The sequence below is a fragment of the Aeromonas bestiarum genome, assembly GCF_028751155.1.
In the GTDB taxonomy this organism is placed as follows: domain Bacteria; phylum Pseudomonadota; class Gammaproteobacteria; order Enterobacterales; family Aeromonadaceae; genus Aeromonas; species Aeromonas bestiarum.
In genome coordinates, this window is sequence record NZ_CP064746.1 from 1,090,069 (window position 1) to 1,104,023 (window position 13,955).

14 protein-coding genes are annotated in these 13,955 nt (G+C 61.7%); 3 read left to right on the plus strand and 11 right to left on the minus strand.

All coding sequences use genetic code 11. The features are described 5' to 3' along the window. Positions 1–58: 58 nt before the first annotated feature. Genes IU367_RS05385 through IU367_RS05405 form a run of 5 tightly spaced genes read right to left on the minus strand, consistent with a single transcriptional unit; the run spans position 59 to position 4,304 of the window. Positions 59–697, minus strand: coding sequence for a tetratricopeptide repeat protein (locus IU367_RS05385; RefSeq protein ID WP_241325196.1), 639 nt, complete (start codon positions 695–697; stop codon positions 59–61). Between the two features lies 1 nt (position 698). Beyond that, positions 699–1,544: an SDR family oxidoreductase gene (locus tag IU367_RS05390; RefSeq protein ID WP_274453627.1), complete on the minus strand. Its 846-nt coding sequence runs from the start codon at positions 1,542–1,544 to the stop codon at positions 699–701. Next, on the minus strand, positions 1,541–2,200 hold the full coding sequence (locus tag IU367_RS05395; RefSeq protein ID WP_274453628.1) for an iron-containing redox enzyme family protein: 660 nt from the start codon (positions 2,198–2,200) through the stop codon (positions 1,541–1,543). Before IU367_RS05395 ends, IU367_RS05390 begins: the two co-directional genes overlap by 4 nt. Continuing rightward, positions 2,197–3,663, minus strand: coding sequence for an AMP-dependent synthetase/ligase (locus IU367_RS05400; protein ID WP_274453629.1), 1,467 nt, complete (start codon positions 3,661–3,663; stop codon positions 2,197–2,199). The genes IU367_RS05395 and IU367_RS05400 overlap by 4 nt, the downstream gene beginning before the upstream one ends. Beyond that, positions 3,660–4,304, minus strand: a complete 645-nt coding sequence (locus tag IU367_RS05405; protein ID WP_241325192.1) for a thermostable hemolysin — start codon at positions 4,302–4,304, stop codon at positions 3,660–3,662. The genes IU367_RS05400 and IU367_RS05405 overlap by 4 nt, the downstream gene beginning before the upstream one ends. Positions 4,305–4,523: 219 nt before the next feature. Here IU367_RS05405 and IU367_RS05410 point away from each other — a divergent pair, with 219 nt between their 5' ends. From IU367_RS05410 to IU367_RS05420, 3 genes are all read left to right on the plus strand, one after another. Beyond that, a complete protein-coding gene (locus IU367_RS05410) occupies positions 4,524–5,162 on the plus strand; it encodes a class I SAM-dependent methyltransferase (protein WP_274453630.1) in 639 nt (212 codons plus the stop codon). Positions 5,163–5,306: 144 nt separating this feature from the next. Beyond that, positions 5,307–6,530, plus strand: a complete 1,224-nt coding sequence (locus IU367_RS05415) for a winged helix-turn-helix domain-containing protein (protein ID WP_274453631.1) — start codon at positions 5,307–5,309, stop codon at positions 6,528–6,530. 57 nt (positions 6,531–6,587) lie between these two features. Beyond that, positions 6,588–7,364, plus strand: a complete 777-nt coding sequence (locus IU367_RS05420) for a substrate-binding periplasmic protein (protein WP_274453632.1) — start codon at positions 6,588–6,590, stop codon at positions 7,362–7,364. Between the two features lie 54 nt (positions 7,365–7,418). Here the strand turns inward: IU367_RS05420 and frdD are convergent, their stop codons facing one another. The 6 genes from frdD to IU367_RS05450 all read right to left on the minus strand — a co-directional run bounded on the left by frdD (position 7,419) and on the right by IU367_RS05450 (position 13,951). Then, on the minus strand, positions 7,419–7,775 hold the full coding sequence (frdD, locus tag IU367_RS05425) for a fumarate reductase subunit FrdD (RefSeq protein WP_042867662.1): 357 nt from the start codon (positions 7,773–7,775) through the stop codon (positions 7,419–7,421). A gap of 11 nt (positions 7,776–7,786) precedes the next feature. Beyond that, positions 7,787–8,185, minus strand: a complete 399-nt coding sequence (locus tag IU367_RS05430; RefSeq protein ID WP_021138209.1) for a fumarate reductase subunit C — start codon at positions 8,183–8,185, stop codon at positions 7,787–7,789. Positions 8,186–8,201: 16 nt separating this feature from the next. Next, entirely contained in the window at positions 8,202–8,936 is a 735-nt protein-coding gene (locus IU367_RS05435; protein WP_043135695.1) for a succinate dehydrogenase/fumarate reductase iron-sulfur subunit, read from the minus strand. Beyond that, a complete protein-coding gene (gene frdA, locus IU367_RS05440; protein ID WP_043555131.1) occupies positions 8,929–10,713 on the minus strand; it encodes a fumarate reductase (quinol) flavoprotein subunit in 1,785 nt (594 codons plus the stop codon). Before frdA ends, IU367_RS05435 begins: the two co-directional genes overlap by 8 nt. 517 nt (positions 10,714–11,230) lie before the next feature. After that, entirely contained in the window at positions 11,231–13,108 is a 1,878-nt protein-coding gene (locus IU367_RS05445; RefSeq protein ID WP_043555132.1) for a methyl-accepting chemotaxis protein, read from the minus strand. Positions 13,109–13,264: 156 nt separating this feature from the next. Further along, the gene (locus IU367_RS05450; RefSeq protein ID WP_274453633.1) at positions 13,265–13,951 is read right to left on the minus strand and encodes a glycerophosphodiester phosphodiesterase; all 687 of its coding nucleotides are present in this window, start codon (positions 13,949–13,951) and stop codon (positions 13,265–13,267) included. Positions 13,952–13,955: the final 4 nt, after the last annotated feature.

Here is a 13,955-nt window from a genome sequence, read left to right on the forward strand (position 1 = left end):
CCCACCAGTATGCAAGCGGGCGGGCAGAGTTTAAATAGCTGTTTGATCCGGCTTGTTTTTATAGCTTGGCGAGGCGGTCCCGGATCTCGATGCGACGGCCCTGATCCGCCAGCTCGCGGCCGGGGCGGTCCGGCGCCGCCAGTGCCTTGTCCAGATAGGTTTTGGCTTCATCCTTGCGGCCCTGATCGAGCAGGAAGTCGCCGTAGAAGAAGTTGGGATCTATGCCGGTCGGGTTGATGAGCAGCGCCTGCTTGAGCAGCTGCTCGGCCTTCTCGTCATCGCCAAAGCCCACCGGCCAGCCCGGCACCTGATAGTAGAGCGAGCCCAGGCTGGTGTAGGCGGAGCCTTCCAGCGCCTTGGGATCCTGCTTGAGGGCTATCTCCAGCTTGGCCTTGGCCTCCTTGACCAGGCCCAGCGCCCCCAGCCCGCCCTTGGCGCCGGCCCAGGTGCTCTTGACGATGGCAGACCAGATCAAGAGGTCGGTGCGAAAGGCCTCCTTGGCGCTGGCCTGATCGGCCTGACTGCTCAACTGCTCGAGGCAGTTCTCCTTGGCCTTGCCGGTCTGCTGATACTGACAGACGGCCCACTGCTGCTGGATGACGGGCAGGGCGTCGGCGGCCTGGGCCAGACCTGAACCCAGCATGAGCAGCAGGAGGGCGCCGTGGCTGAAACGGGGGCGGAAAGTGGCGTGCTTCATCTTAACGTTCCTTCTCTGTCATGACGGAAGTGGAGTGCCCCGGATTGCCGGCACCGGGCGCCGTGTGGCGGGCATAGCGCTCTATGATGGGTTTTTGCTTGGCCAGCGCCCGATCGACCAGGCCGGGCAGCAGGGCGTTGAGCCGCACGAACAGCTTCTCCGGCCAGCCGAGCCAGCTGCGGCGGGTCTCGTTGCACAGGGCGATGACGGCCTCCTCGGCCACGTCCTGCGGGCTGTCGGTGTGAGTGCCGAGCTCGGCATTCATCTCGTAGGCTGCCTCTGAGTTGAGGCGGGTACGGGTGGCGCGGGGGGCAAAGTGCAGCACCTGGATGCCGGTTCCCTCCAGCTCGCGGCCGAGCGCCTCGCTGAAGCCGCGCAGGGCGAACTTGCTGGCACAGTAGACGCTGTAGCCGGCGTAGCCGATGGCGCCGAAGCTGGAGCCTATGTTCATGATCACCGCCGGCTTGCGCAGGCGGGGCAGCAGCATGCGGGTGAGCTGGATTGGCGCCTCTATGTTGAGCAGCAGCTGGCGCTCGACCTGCTCGCTGCTCTGATCTTCCAGCCAGGCAAACTGGTTGCAGCCGGCGTTGTTGATCAGCACGTCCAGCCCCTCGTCCAGCGCCGGATGTTGCAGCAGTCTGGTCCGCTCCTGGGGCGAGCCCAGATCGGCGATCACCGTCTGGTGGCGCTCCGGGTGCGGCAGCTCCTTGCAGAGGCGCTCCAGCGCACTGGCTCTGCGTCCATGCAGCAACAGGTGTGCCCCCTGGGCCGCCAGCTCCTGGGCCAGCGCTTCGCCGATCCCGCCGCTGGCGCCCGTGAGCAGCACGAGTTTTCCTTCAAGCTTCATGATGTCTGGTTTTCCGTCAGTTGATAGAGCATGTCGGCGTAGAGGCGGTAGACCACCCTGGCCGAGTGAATGATGGCTGCCTGATCCGCCGGGTCTTCCACCCGGTTCATCAGGGATTCGAAGAACTTGAGGTGCTCCTGATCCAGCGCGCCGTGGGAGCTCAGGTAGCTCATGGCCTGGAGGGGCAGGCCGAGACCCGTTTTCAGCTGATCGGCTACGGTCAGGGCGATGGCGACGCTGGTGCCTTCCAGCACCTGCACCATGCCGAAGAAGCCCATGGGGTTGCCGCGCTGTACCTGGTCGTAGAGAAAGGCCACCATCAGTTCGATGGGCAGTTCGGGCTGGCCGTGGCGCACCGCCTCGGCATCGCCGCCGCAGGCGCGGATGTCGCTCAGGATCCACTCCTGATGGCCGTACTCCTCGTCGATGTACTCGGCAATGGCGCCGCGCACCCATTCATACTCCTGGCCCAGCTTGCCGCCGGTGGCCATCAAGAGCGGCACCGTGTGGCGCACGTGATAGAAGGCCTGGGCGAGGAAGCGCAGGTAGATGTCGCGGGAGATCTCCCCCTTGCGGCACGCCTCTATGATGGGGGCCTTGAACAGATGCTCCCGGGCCGGAGCTGTGGCTTGTTGCAGCACTTGATAGAAGCTCATGAGGTCTCTCCTGTAAGGCATTGGCTGATCTGCCGGGAAAAGTGGTGATAAATCCGCTCGCGGCGGGGGCGACCGTTGGCGGTCAGCAGTTCCGGATGCTGATCCAGCGCCACCGGCAGCCAGTGATGGATACGGGCATAGTCGGGCAGGCGGTGATTGAGCTGCTCGATCTGCTGAGCCAGCTGGGCGTCGGCGCCGGGCAGTGGCTGGATCAGGGCGACGTTGGCCGGTTGGCCGTCACCGAAGATCACGATGCGGGCGATGGCGGGACAGAGCTGGGCTTCCGCCTCGATCCACTCGGGGGAGAAGTTGCGGCCAAAAGCGGTGATCTGGACGTTCTTCTTGCGCCCCGTGATGTGCAGGTAGCCCTCATCATCCAGGTGGCCCAGATCGCCGGTAGCGACCAGTTCTGGCGCCGGTTCATCGCTGCCCAGATAGCCGAGCATGGCAGCCCCCTCTACCAGGATCTCGCCGTCGGCGGCGATCGATACCCGGCAGTGGGGCAGTGGCTGGCCGACGTTGCCCAGGCTGTGTCCATCCGGACCGTTGAGCGCCACCACTGAGCCGCACTCCGACAGGCCATAACCTTCATAGACAGGCAGCCCCAGCTTGCGGGCCCGGCTGATGAGCTCGGGGGAGACCTTGCCGCCGCCCACTGCGACGAAGCGCAGGCCGGCCAGCTGCTCGGCCAGCGCCGGGTTGGCACTGCACAGGGCCAGCAGCAGGCGCAGCAGCTCGGGCACCAGCACCAGGCTGTGGGTGGGCCAGCGCAGCAGGGCCTGGGCCAGGGTGGCCGGGTCCAGCTTGCTGGAGCCGGCAAAGCCGAGCTCTCCCAGCGAGGGAATGCGGCTGCTGGCGCCGGTGAGCAGCGGCACGTAGAGGCCGGTCAGGTTTTCCAGCAGTGTGGTAAGCGGCAGCAGGGTCAGGTGTTTCTCGACGTTGGCCGGGGCGACCCGCTCGGCCAGCGAGGCGCAGACCGCCATCATCTGGGCCAGCGACAGGCAGACCCCTTTGGGCTGTCCCGTGCTGCCGGAGGTGTAGGTGATCTTGGCCGTGCCGGCCGGCAGGGGTGGCAGACTGGCAGGGGTGCGGCGCCACAGCGGCAGCTCGCCGACCGCGAGCGTCAGCGGATCGCTGGCCTGCCAGCCCGGATGGTGGGGGCCGATCAGGGCGTCGGCGCCGCTGCTCTCCAGCAACCACTCCTGCTGCTCCAGACTGAAGAAGTGGGGGATCGGGATCACTACTATACCGGCCATGGCGCAGGCGAGATCGATGAGCGCCCAGGGCAGGCCGTTGTCCAGCTGCAGCGCCAGTCGGCTGATCCCGGCCATCTGCAGGCGGTCGGCCAGGGCGGACACCTGCAGCCACAACTGTTGGTAGCTGATCCTATGCTCGCCGCCACTCAGGGCCGGGCTGTGGGGGGCATGGCGGGCGAAATGGGCTATCTGGTCAAACAGCATCATAGGGCGTTCCGGTGCGGGCAGTTGAACAGGGAGGGCATGGGGGCCAGCAGGGAGAGCAGCAGGCTGCCCTGGGCCAGTGCCTGCCGTCCCTGGCCGAGATCCCCGACCATCACCTTGGGCTGGCAGTGGTAATAGGCGCCCCAGGCGCTGGCATCGTCACCCACCTTGTCGGCCTGGGCAGGGGCCAGCTCCACCGGGGTGAGGTGGAGGCGATGGAAGCTGTTGCGAAGCCGGGCTGTGCCGGTGAACACAACATAATCGAGGTCGTTGTCGCACAGCAGGCGGCAGAGCGCAGCAAACATCAGACGGGCGTTGCCCGGTTCGCTGCAGGCGAGATTGCCCACCTCTACGATGCGATTTCGCCGGGCGGGGGCACCCAGCCTTGTCTCGATGGCGACCTCTATGGGGTGGTCCAGATACTGTTCCAGATAGAGGCGTTCATCACTTGCCAACTTGAGGCCGCAGGCGCCAACCAAGATGCCGTCTGCCCGGTAGAGACCGAGCAGGCAGGGCAGAAAATGGGGAATGCGGGCGTTGAACTCCTGGCTGTAGGCCGCCTGTATGTAGGCCTGCAATGCCATGACCTGTTGCGGGGTATCGGCCAGTACCAAACGGTAGGGGGCTTGAATGTCTGTGGTCATGGATGGCTCCTTCTGATCTGTTGCTGTCAGACTAAAGGGGCAAACTTAAGAAACCCTTAAGAGGTAAAAAATTTGTATCAGGGCGATGTAACGTCCTGAAAAATGAAGCGAAGCTGTAACGAGCCATCCGATTGGCAGGACAAAAACCTTGTCAGCCAGCAGACAGGCAGGCAAGCTGCGGCCATTTCAGACCGCCCCCCGCTTTCGAGAGAAGATGCCATGATCCCCTTATCCTGCCCGCTCTGCTGTGCCACCGATGCCTATGGGCTGCCGGTGGCCGGCAAGCTGTATCATCGCTGCCGGGCCTGCGAGCTGGTCTGGCTGGATGCGGCAGAGCACCTGGATCCCGAGCGCGAGAAGGCGGTCTATGACGGCCACGACAACCAGGTGGATGATCCCCGCTATCGCAGCTTTCTGATGCGGGCCTTCGGCGAGGTGCTGAGCCGGCTGCCGCCGCCGGCCAGCGGCCTCGACTTCGGTTGCGGTCCGGGCCCGGCGCTGATCGCCATGGGGCGGGAGGCGGGCTATCAGATGGCGGGCTACGACAAGTTCTACACCGACCTCCCCGAGCTGCTGACGCGGCAGTACGACTTCATCACCAGTACCGAGGTGATAGAGCACATCGCCGCCCCGCGCGCCGTGCTGGACGGGCTCTGGGCCTGCCTCAAGCCCGGCGGCATCCTGGTGTTGCAGACCCAGCGGGTGCTGGGTGACGAGCGTTTCAAGAGCTGGCGCTACCGTCACGATCCGACTCACATCGTCTTCTTCGCCGAGGCCTCGTTTCGCGCCTTGGCGGCCCGCTGGCAGGCAGACGTTCTCTTTCCCCACGCCGATGTGGCCGTCATCACCAAACCCTGAGCAGGGCGTTTTCATTTGCCGCCGAGTTGGGCATGCTGATGGCCTGACCGCAAGGCGTTACCTTCCCCGTTTATCGTCGGACTGGCGCTGCGAGCCGCGACGAGGCGGCAAGCGCGGCACCCTGAAACCAAGGAGTGGTTTTTCATGTCGATCCCCCATCTCTCGCTGCAGGACGCCCGTCATCTGCAACTGGCGGCCCAGGGCCTGCTTGCCCCCCGTCGCAGCAAAGCGACCCCGGCCGATCTGCTGGCCACCATCCGCCGCATGGCGCTGCTGCAGATAGACACCATCTCTGTGGTGGCGCGCAGCCCCTACCTGGTGCTGTTCAGCCGGCTTGGCCAGTACGAGCCGCGCTGGCTGGAGCAACTGCTGGCCGATGGCGAGATTTTCGAATACTGGGCCCACGAGGCCTGCTTCGTGCCGCGCGAGGATTACCGCCTGCTGCGTCACCGCATGCTGGATCCCGCCGCCATGGGCTGGAAGTTTTCGGCCAACTGGCTCGCCACCCATCAGCAGGAGATAGGCCAAATCATCGAGCGCATTCGCCAGCATGGCCCGGTGCGGGCGGCCGATTTCGAGCGCAAGGGGGAGAAGGGCAACGGCTGGTGGGACTGGAAGCCGGAGAAGCGCCATCTGGAGGTGCTGTTTACCGCGGGCCAGCTGATGGTGCGTGAGCGGCGCAACTTCCAGCGGGTCTATGATCTGGCCGAGCGGATCATGCCCGACTGGCGTGACGAGCGGGATCTGCCGAGCCCGGAACAAGCACAAAGGGACATGGTGCGGGCCAGTTGCCGGGCGCTGGGGCTGGTCAAGACCGGCTGGGTCGCCGATTACTATCGGTTGCGCCGTGGCAAATACGACGCCCTGCTCCACCAGTTGGCGGATGAGGGAGAACTGTTGCCGGTGCGGGTGGAGGGGTGGCAGCACGGCGCCTTCGTGCACGCCTCGCTGGCAGACGAGCTGGCCCAGGCCCTGTCCGGCACCCTCAAGGCGACCCACACCACGGCGCTGTCGCCGTTTGATCCGCTAGTCTGGGATCGCAAGCGAGCCAGTGAACTGTTCAACTTTGACTATCGCATCGAGTGCTATACCCCGGCGCCCAAACGCCAGTACGGCTACTTCGTGCTGCCGCTGCTGCATCGCGGCAAGCTGGTGGGCAGGATGGACGCCAAGGCCCATCGCCAGCAGGGGATCTTCGAGATAAAGAGTCTCTATCTGGAGGCGGGGGTCAGGGTCACCCGTACCCTGGCGCAGGATCTGGCCAGGGCGCTGCAACGGTTGGCGGAGTGGCATCAGACCCCGAGCCTGCAGTACGGCGCCATTCCCGCGCCCCTGCTGGCCTTGTGGCGCGATCTTGGCGGCGCCTGATGGATGAGCGGCTCAGCCCTCTGAACTAAGCTGCAAGGGTAGCGAAGGAGGGAGACGATGACGCGATCCATGTTGTTGCTGCTGGGATGGGGCTTGGCCGGGCTGGTGGAGGCGGCGGAGCCCGAGGTGCAGATCTGCCTGGGGGAGGGCAATGAGTGGGCCCCCTTCACCTATTGGGAGCGCAAGGATGGCGTGCCCGACACCAGCCGTCTCACCGGCTCGGCCACCACACTGGTGCTCGATGCTCTGAAAAAACTGGGACTGTCACACCAGATCCGCTACCTGCCCTGGGCACGGGTGCAGCAGGAACTTGCGGATTATCGCCAGAACGGACTGTGCGAACTGACCTGGGATGCCAGTTACAAACCCGAGCGGGCCGAGTATGCCTTCTACAGCGTGCCGCTCTACTACACCCACCTCGGATTTTTCTACCTCAAGCGCCGCTTCCCCGAGGTGCCCGATCTGCAGACGGTCAACCGCTCCCGTGTGTGTGGTGTGATTGGCTACAACTATGCCCCCTATGGGCTGGTGCTGGAGCCGCGCCGGGTCAAGCAGTTGCAGCAGGCGCTGGACATGCTGGGGCGGGATCGCTGCGACTTTCTGCCAAGTGAAATCGAGCCGCTGACGAGCGGGATCGGCCTTGGCATCTACCAGAGCGAGAGCGGTCTGCTCAACCTCGCCCTGCCCAGTCGCAAGGGCTTCTATCTGCTGGTGAGCAAGGGCTCACCACGCGCCTATGAGCTGGTGACCCGTATCAATCAGGTGCTCATCCAGTTTCAGGACAGCGGCTACAGCGACGAGGTGATGCGCAGATTCTTGCCGCCGGTGGAGTGATGGCCATAAAAAAACCGGGCACAGGGCCCGGTTTGTCATTGCGTCAGGATGCGCTTACTGGAATACCAGCACCATCAGCAGACCGACGGTAATGGCAGACACCAGGAAGGCGAAGCCATAGAACACATAGTGGTGCAGCTTGGTGGTGTGGATCCCCAGATCATGCAGACCGTGGTAGATGCGGTGCATGCCGTGCCAGATGGGCAGGGCTATGATCACCAGCAGGATGCAGGCACCCCACCAGGAGCTGGCGAACTCGAGTGCGCGTTCGTAGCTCATGGTCTCCACGTCCATGATGCCCATGGGCACCAGCAGACCGGTAATGAGGACAATCACTGGCAGCAACATGGCAACCACCATGCCACCGGCACCAAACAGTCCCCAGTAAATGGGTTCGTCAGAACGTCTCATCATTAATCTCCTCAAGCCACGATGATCAGGATCAGCAGGGATACCACTGCCAGCGCCACATACTGGGCGATGACGATCGGCTTCTCCGGCACCAGGTCTTCACCACGGAAGATGCGCATGGCCTTGGGCGCCAGGGCGAACCAGGTCTTGGCGTGGAACAGGCAGGCCGCCAGCGCGATGACGTGGAACAGGATGGCGATCGGGCTTTGCAGGGATTCCAGCCAGCCGTTGAACGCTTCCTGACCCTGAACCAGACGCAGCAGACCCCACATCAGCACGACGGCATAGATGGAGACGAAGATGCTGGTGCCTTCGCGGATCATGTAACCGGTGTAGAAGGCATTCTTCAGCCACCAGTCTTTCTTCATTTCGCGGACGTAAGGCTTACGTTTGCTATTGGTGTTGTTCATGGTCTCATTCCTGATCTCAATCTGGCTTGAACATGGCGATCATGTAGTCCTTGGCGCTCTCGACCTTGCCAAGCTGGATGGCTGCGGCCGGATCCACACCCTTGGGGCAGACATCGGAGCAATAACCCACGAAGGTACAACCCCAGACGCCCTCGTCCTGGCTGATGATCTTCATCCGCTCTTTGGACGCGCTGTCGCGGTTGTCGGCGTTGTAGCGATAGGCCAGTGCCAGTGCCGCCGGACCGGTGAACTTCTTGTTGATGCCATACTGCGGGCAGGCGGCGTAGCACAGACCACAGTTGATGCACATGGAGAACTGGTGATACTTCGCCATGTCGGCCGGGGTCTGGGTGTACTCGCCCTCGCACAGGCTGCGCGGTTCGCTCGGGATGATGTAGGGCTTGATGCTCTCCAGCTTCTCGATGAAATCGGACATGTCGACCACCAGATCGCGCTCGATCGGGAAGTTGTTGAGCGGCTCTATGGTCATCTTGCCCGGCAGATAGTCACGCAGGAAGGTCTTGCAACCCAGCTTCGGAATACCGTTGACCATCATGCCGCAGGAGCCGCAGATCGCCATGCGGCAGGACCAGCGGAAGCTCAGGGTGGAGTCGAGCTGATCCTTGATGTATTGCAGCGCATCCAGCAGGGACATCTCTTTCAGATAAGGCACCTGGAAGGTCTGCATCCAGGGCTCGTTGTCCTGCTCAGGGCGATAACGCAGGATTTCAATTTCGATCATCTCAGCCATTCTTCTTAGCCTCGTCTTGTTTCTCACCCTCGGAACCGTATACGCGTTTTGCCGGTTGGGATTTAGTGATCTTCACATCGGAGTAATCGATGGTCGGGGCGCCTTCCTGGTTGTAGAAGGAGAGGGAGTGCTTGAGGTAGTTCACGTCATCCCGCTCTTCATAACCGTCCAGACGCTGGTGGGAACCGCGGGACTCTTTCCGGTTGATGGCGGAATGTGCCATGGCTTCGGCCACGTCCAGCATGTAGCCCAGTTCGATGGCGTACAGCAGATCCGTGTTGAAGACAGAGGACTTGTCGTTGATCTTGACCTTCTTGTAACGGGCCTTCAGCTCGTTGATCTTGTCGATGGTGCCCTGCATCAGCTCTTCGGTACGGTAGATACCGACACCGGCTTCCATGGACATGCCCAACTCGTTGCGGATATCGGCCGGGTTTTCGGTACCGTCTATGTCCATCAGCGAGAGGTGTTGCTTGATCAACTGCTCGGCCTTGGCGGCCAGTGCCTGGGTGTCGCCGTGCGCCTGGGTCTTGGCGAATTCACCGGCGTGCTCGCCCGCTACCTTGCCGAATACCACTATCTCGGACAGGGAGTTGGAGCCCAGACGGTTGGCGCCATGCAGACCGACGGAGGCACACTCGCCCAGGGCGTAAAGGCCCGGCATGCGGGTGGCGCACTGACCGTTGGTCTCGATACCACCCATGGTGTAGTGGGCGGTCGGACGTACCGGGATAGGTTCCTTGACCGGATCCACACCCACGTAGGCCTTGGCCAGCTCGCAGATGAAGGGCAGACGCTCTTTCAGGTACTTCTCGCCGAGGTGGCGCAGGTCGAGGTGAACCACGTCGCCCATGGGGCCCTGGATCACGCGGCCTTTCTGCTGTTCCTGCCAGAATGCCTGGGAGAGACGATCGCGCGGACCCAGCTCCATGTGTTTGTTCTTCGGCTGGCCGACCGGAGTTTCCGGGCCCAGGCCGTAGTCTTGCAGGTAGCGGTAACCATCCTTGTTGACCAAGATGCCGCCTTCACCACGGCAACCTTCGGTCATCAGTATGCCGGTGCCCGGCAGACCGGTCGGGTGATACTGAACGAATTCCATGTCGCGCAGCGGCACGCCGTGGCGGTAGGCCAGCGCCATGCCGTCACCTGTGACTATGCCGCCGTTGGTGTTGTAGCGGTAAACGCGACCGGCGCCACCTGTGGCCAGAATGACGGACTTGGCCTGGATGAAGCGGGAGACGCCGTTCTGGATATCGAAGGTCAGCACGCCTTGCACGCGACCGTCGTCCACGATCAAGTCCATGCAGAAGTGCTCATCGAAGCGCTTGATGCTCGGGTACTTGATGGAGGTCTGGAACAGGGTGTGCAGAATGTGGAAACCGGATTTGTCTGCCGCGAACCAGGTCCGCGGGATCTTCATCCCGCCGAAACGACGCACGTTGGCCTTGCCGTCCGGCTTGCGGCTCCAGGGGCAACCCCAGTGCTCCAGCTGGATCATCTCGTTGGTGGCGTTGTTGACGAAGTAGTCGACCACGTCCTGCTCACACAACCAGTCGCCACCGGATACGGTGTCGTTGAAGTGGTTTTCGAGGGAGTCATCATCACGGACAACACCGGCGGCACCGCCTTCTGCGGCCACTGTGTGGCTGCGCATCGGGTAGACCTTGGAGATCAGGGCGATGTCCAGATCCGGGTGTGCTTCTGCTATGGCGATTGCGGCACGCAGGCCACCACCACCGGCACCGATGATGGCGACATCGGTCTTGATAATATCCACATCTGCCTCCTTAGGGATAGATTTGCTGGGCACGATTTTGCTCTATGAAAAAAATTCAGGCTTGATGCAAGTCAAACTGGTTTGTTTTAGTGCTTGGCAATGGTGACTTTTATCAAAATCACCCCATTCCATGGATGAAAACGCCGTAATTATCGCCATCCTTCAGTTATCGGTATCAGCCGCTGTCATTGCTATGGTTATTTTAAGCTCAGGATTATACGTAGTTTTCTTTCAAAAAAATGAGAAATACCTCTCTTTTTAGGTATTACCCATAAAGTTTTTAAGTTTTTTATCAAAAATATTTAATAAGAATTATTCACGGATTGGCTAATGGCGCGGATTGGTTCAAAAAACTAATCCGAATGTCGATCGTGATGCGTTGTTTTATGACGAGATACCGCTTCGTATGAGAATTTTCATCCCCATAGTCCCGATCGTTGATGTGGTAATAACTATTGAAACAAAAGCATTTTTTCATAAAAAAAGGGGCCTGTGTGGCCCCTTTGATTTACGCCGATCAGATGCGGAACATGCCGACCTGATTGCTCAGTTCACCTGAAATATTTTTAAGTTGTTCAGACAGATGGCGAGAACTGTCGGCGTCGACCGCCAGTTCGTCCGACACATCCTTGACCGCCTGGATGTTGCGGCTGACCTCGTCGGTCACGGCGCGCTGCTCCTCGGCGGCGCTGGAGATCTGGGTGGCCATGTCGGAGATCTGGTTGATGGAGGCGGTGATCTGCTCCAGCGCCTGCGTGGCATCGTTCGCATCTTCCACGCTGTTCTGGGCCAGCAGCTGGCCTTCGTGCATGGTACTGACGGCGCCCTGGGTGTTGCGTTGCAGCGTCTCTATCATGCTGCGGATCTCGACGGTGGAGCTGTGGGTACGCTGTGACAGCACCCGCACCTCGTCGGCCACCACGGCAAAGCCACGACCCTGTTCACCGGCCCGCGCAGCCTCGATGGCGGCGTTCAGCGCCAGCAGGTTGGTCTGCTCGGCTATGCCCTGGATGGTGGAGAGTATGGTGTTGATCTCCTGCGCGTTCTTCTCCAGTTCCTGAATGATGCCGGAGGCCTGTTTGACCTGGGTGGCGAGATCCGTGATGGAGCGCTGGTTGCGGGCTATGACCTGCTTGCCATGATCACAGCTGCTGGAGGAGCTGCGGGCCGCATCTGCGGTCTGTTCGGCGTTGCTGGCCACTTCCACCGCGGTGGCGGACATCTCGTGCACCGCAGTGGCGATCTGGGAGATCTCGTTTTGCTGGCGAGCCAAGCCCTGGCTGGATTTCTCCGCCATGTTGTGGGAGGACTTGGCCTGCTGGTTCAGTTGGCCGGAGGAGTTGGAGATATCCTGCACCATCACGTGGATGCGATCGATGAAGGTGTTGACGTGCTTGGCCACGACCCCCACCTCGTCTTCACGCTCGATCTTGACGCGGCGAGTCAGGTCACCGTTGCCGCGAGAGAGGTCGGCGATGGCCTCCCCCAGGGTTTTCAGCGGGGCCAGGGAGCCGTTGATGGCGACATAAGAGAAGCCGGCCACGATGAGAATGGTGAGCAGGCCCTGCAGCAGGGCGGAGGTGACCATGCGCGACACGGACTGATAGGCAACCGCCTCATCCACCACTATGCCGAAATACCAGTTGGTGTTGGGGATCTCGGTCAGGTCGAACACGCTGGGTTTGCCGCTGATCTCCATCTCGGAGATGGTGTTGTCATGGGCCAGCTCGTTGACCTTGGCGGCGGTCAGATCCGGGGAGATGGCGGTCGCCTGTTTGAGGGCCAGCTCCTTGTCCGGGTGGGCTATGATGGTGCCATTGCTGTCCACCAGGATGGCGTAGGTGCCTTCCGAGTTGATGGCCAGCACATCGCGTACCAGCGCATCGATGGAGACGTCACCGGCGATCACCCCCTGGGTATTGCCGCGGGTGAAGGGCTCGGCGATGGTGATGATGAGTTGACCCGTGGTGATGTCGGCGTAGGGCGCCGTGATGGCGAGCTTGCCGGCAGCCATGGCGTCCTTGTACCAGGGGCGCTGACGGGGGTCATAGCCGGCTGGCAGATTGGTCGGCTTGCTCTGGATCATCTTGCCATCTTTCGTGCCCGCATAGACCAGATCGAAGTTGCCGGCATTCATGGATTGGGCCAGATGGCTGATGGGTTCGTCTTCCTTGGTGAAGGCCTCCTTGGTGGAGGTGACCATGCTGATCCGGGCATCCAGCCAGCGGGAGATGCCTTTCACATTGGCAGCCGAGCTGTCGTCGATGAAACTCCAGATAAGGCGTTGGGTTTCGCTTCTCAGTTGGGAGGTGTTGTACCAGACCTGCAGGCCTGTGATGACCAGGATAATGACCCCGATGGCGAGGACAAGCTTGTTCTTGATGGATAAGTTCATATTTACATCCTTGTGAGCGTCAGTCTGCGATGTGTCGTTTTATTGTTATGAGCCAACTGTTATCGGCCAAAGTCGAACTTTTTGTATCCCGGTGCGCACTTAAATTTATAGCCTAAATCAGCATTTATCGATCTCCTGCCGAAATAATGAGTCCGATCAGGCCGCAGTAAGGAAGCGGTCCGGCCGGTTGGTAAATATCCCGTCCACCCCCATGGCGGCCAGTGCCGCCAGGTCGGCAGTGTGATCGACCGTATAGACCAGCACCTTCAATCCCCGTCGATGGGCATCCATGACCAGTGCTGCGTCGACAAAGTCCAGGTCGCAGTTGAGCGACCAGGCTCCGAGCTCGGCCGCAAACGCCGCCAGGGTGAGCGGTATGGTGGCGGTCAAGGCTCCCAGCCGGATCTCGGGCCGCAAGGCGGCAAAGCGGGCCAGCTCAGGATGGTGGAAGGAGGAGACGACCCAGTGCGCTGGCGTGAAACCGAGCTCCGCCTCGGCGCGCCGGGTCAGTCGGGCCACCTCGTCGGCTGTTTGTGCCCCTTTCAGCTCGATATGCAGCTCGGCCTTGCCGGCGATGGCCTCCATCACCTGCCACAGGGTCGGGATGGGCTCTCCTTCCCCCGCATCAAGTCCCGCCAGATAGGTACGGGATTGCGCCGTCAGCACGCCGAGGCCGTCGGTGCAACGCTCCAGTCGCCGGTCGTGGAAGACCCACAGCTCGCCGTCGGCCCGCTGTACATCTATCTCTATGGCCTGGGCGCCCAGTGTCAGCGCCAGCCGGATGGCCTTGAGGGTATTTTCCGGCGCCAGCCCGCTGGCGCCGCGATGGGCGATGATCTGCATGATA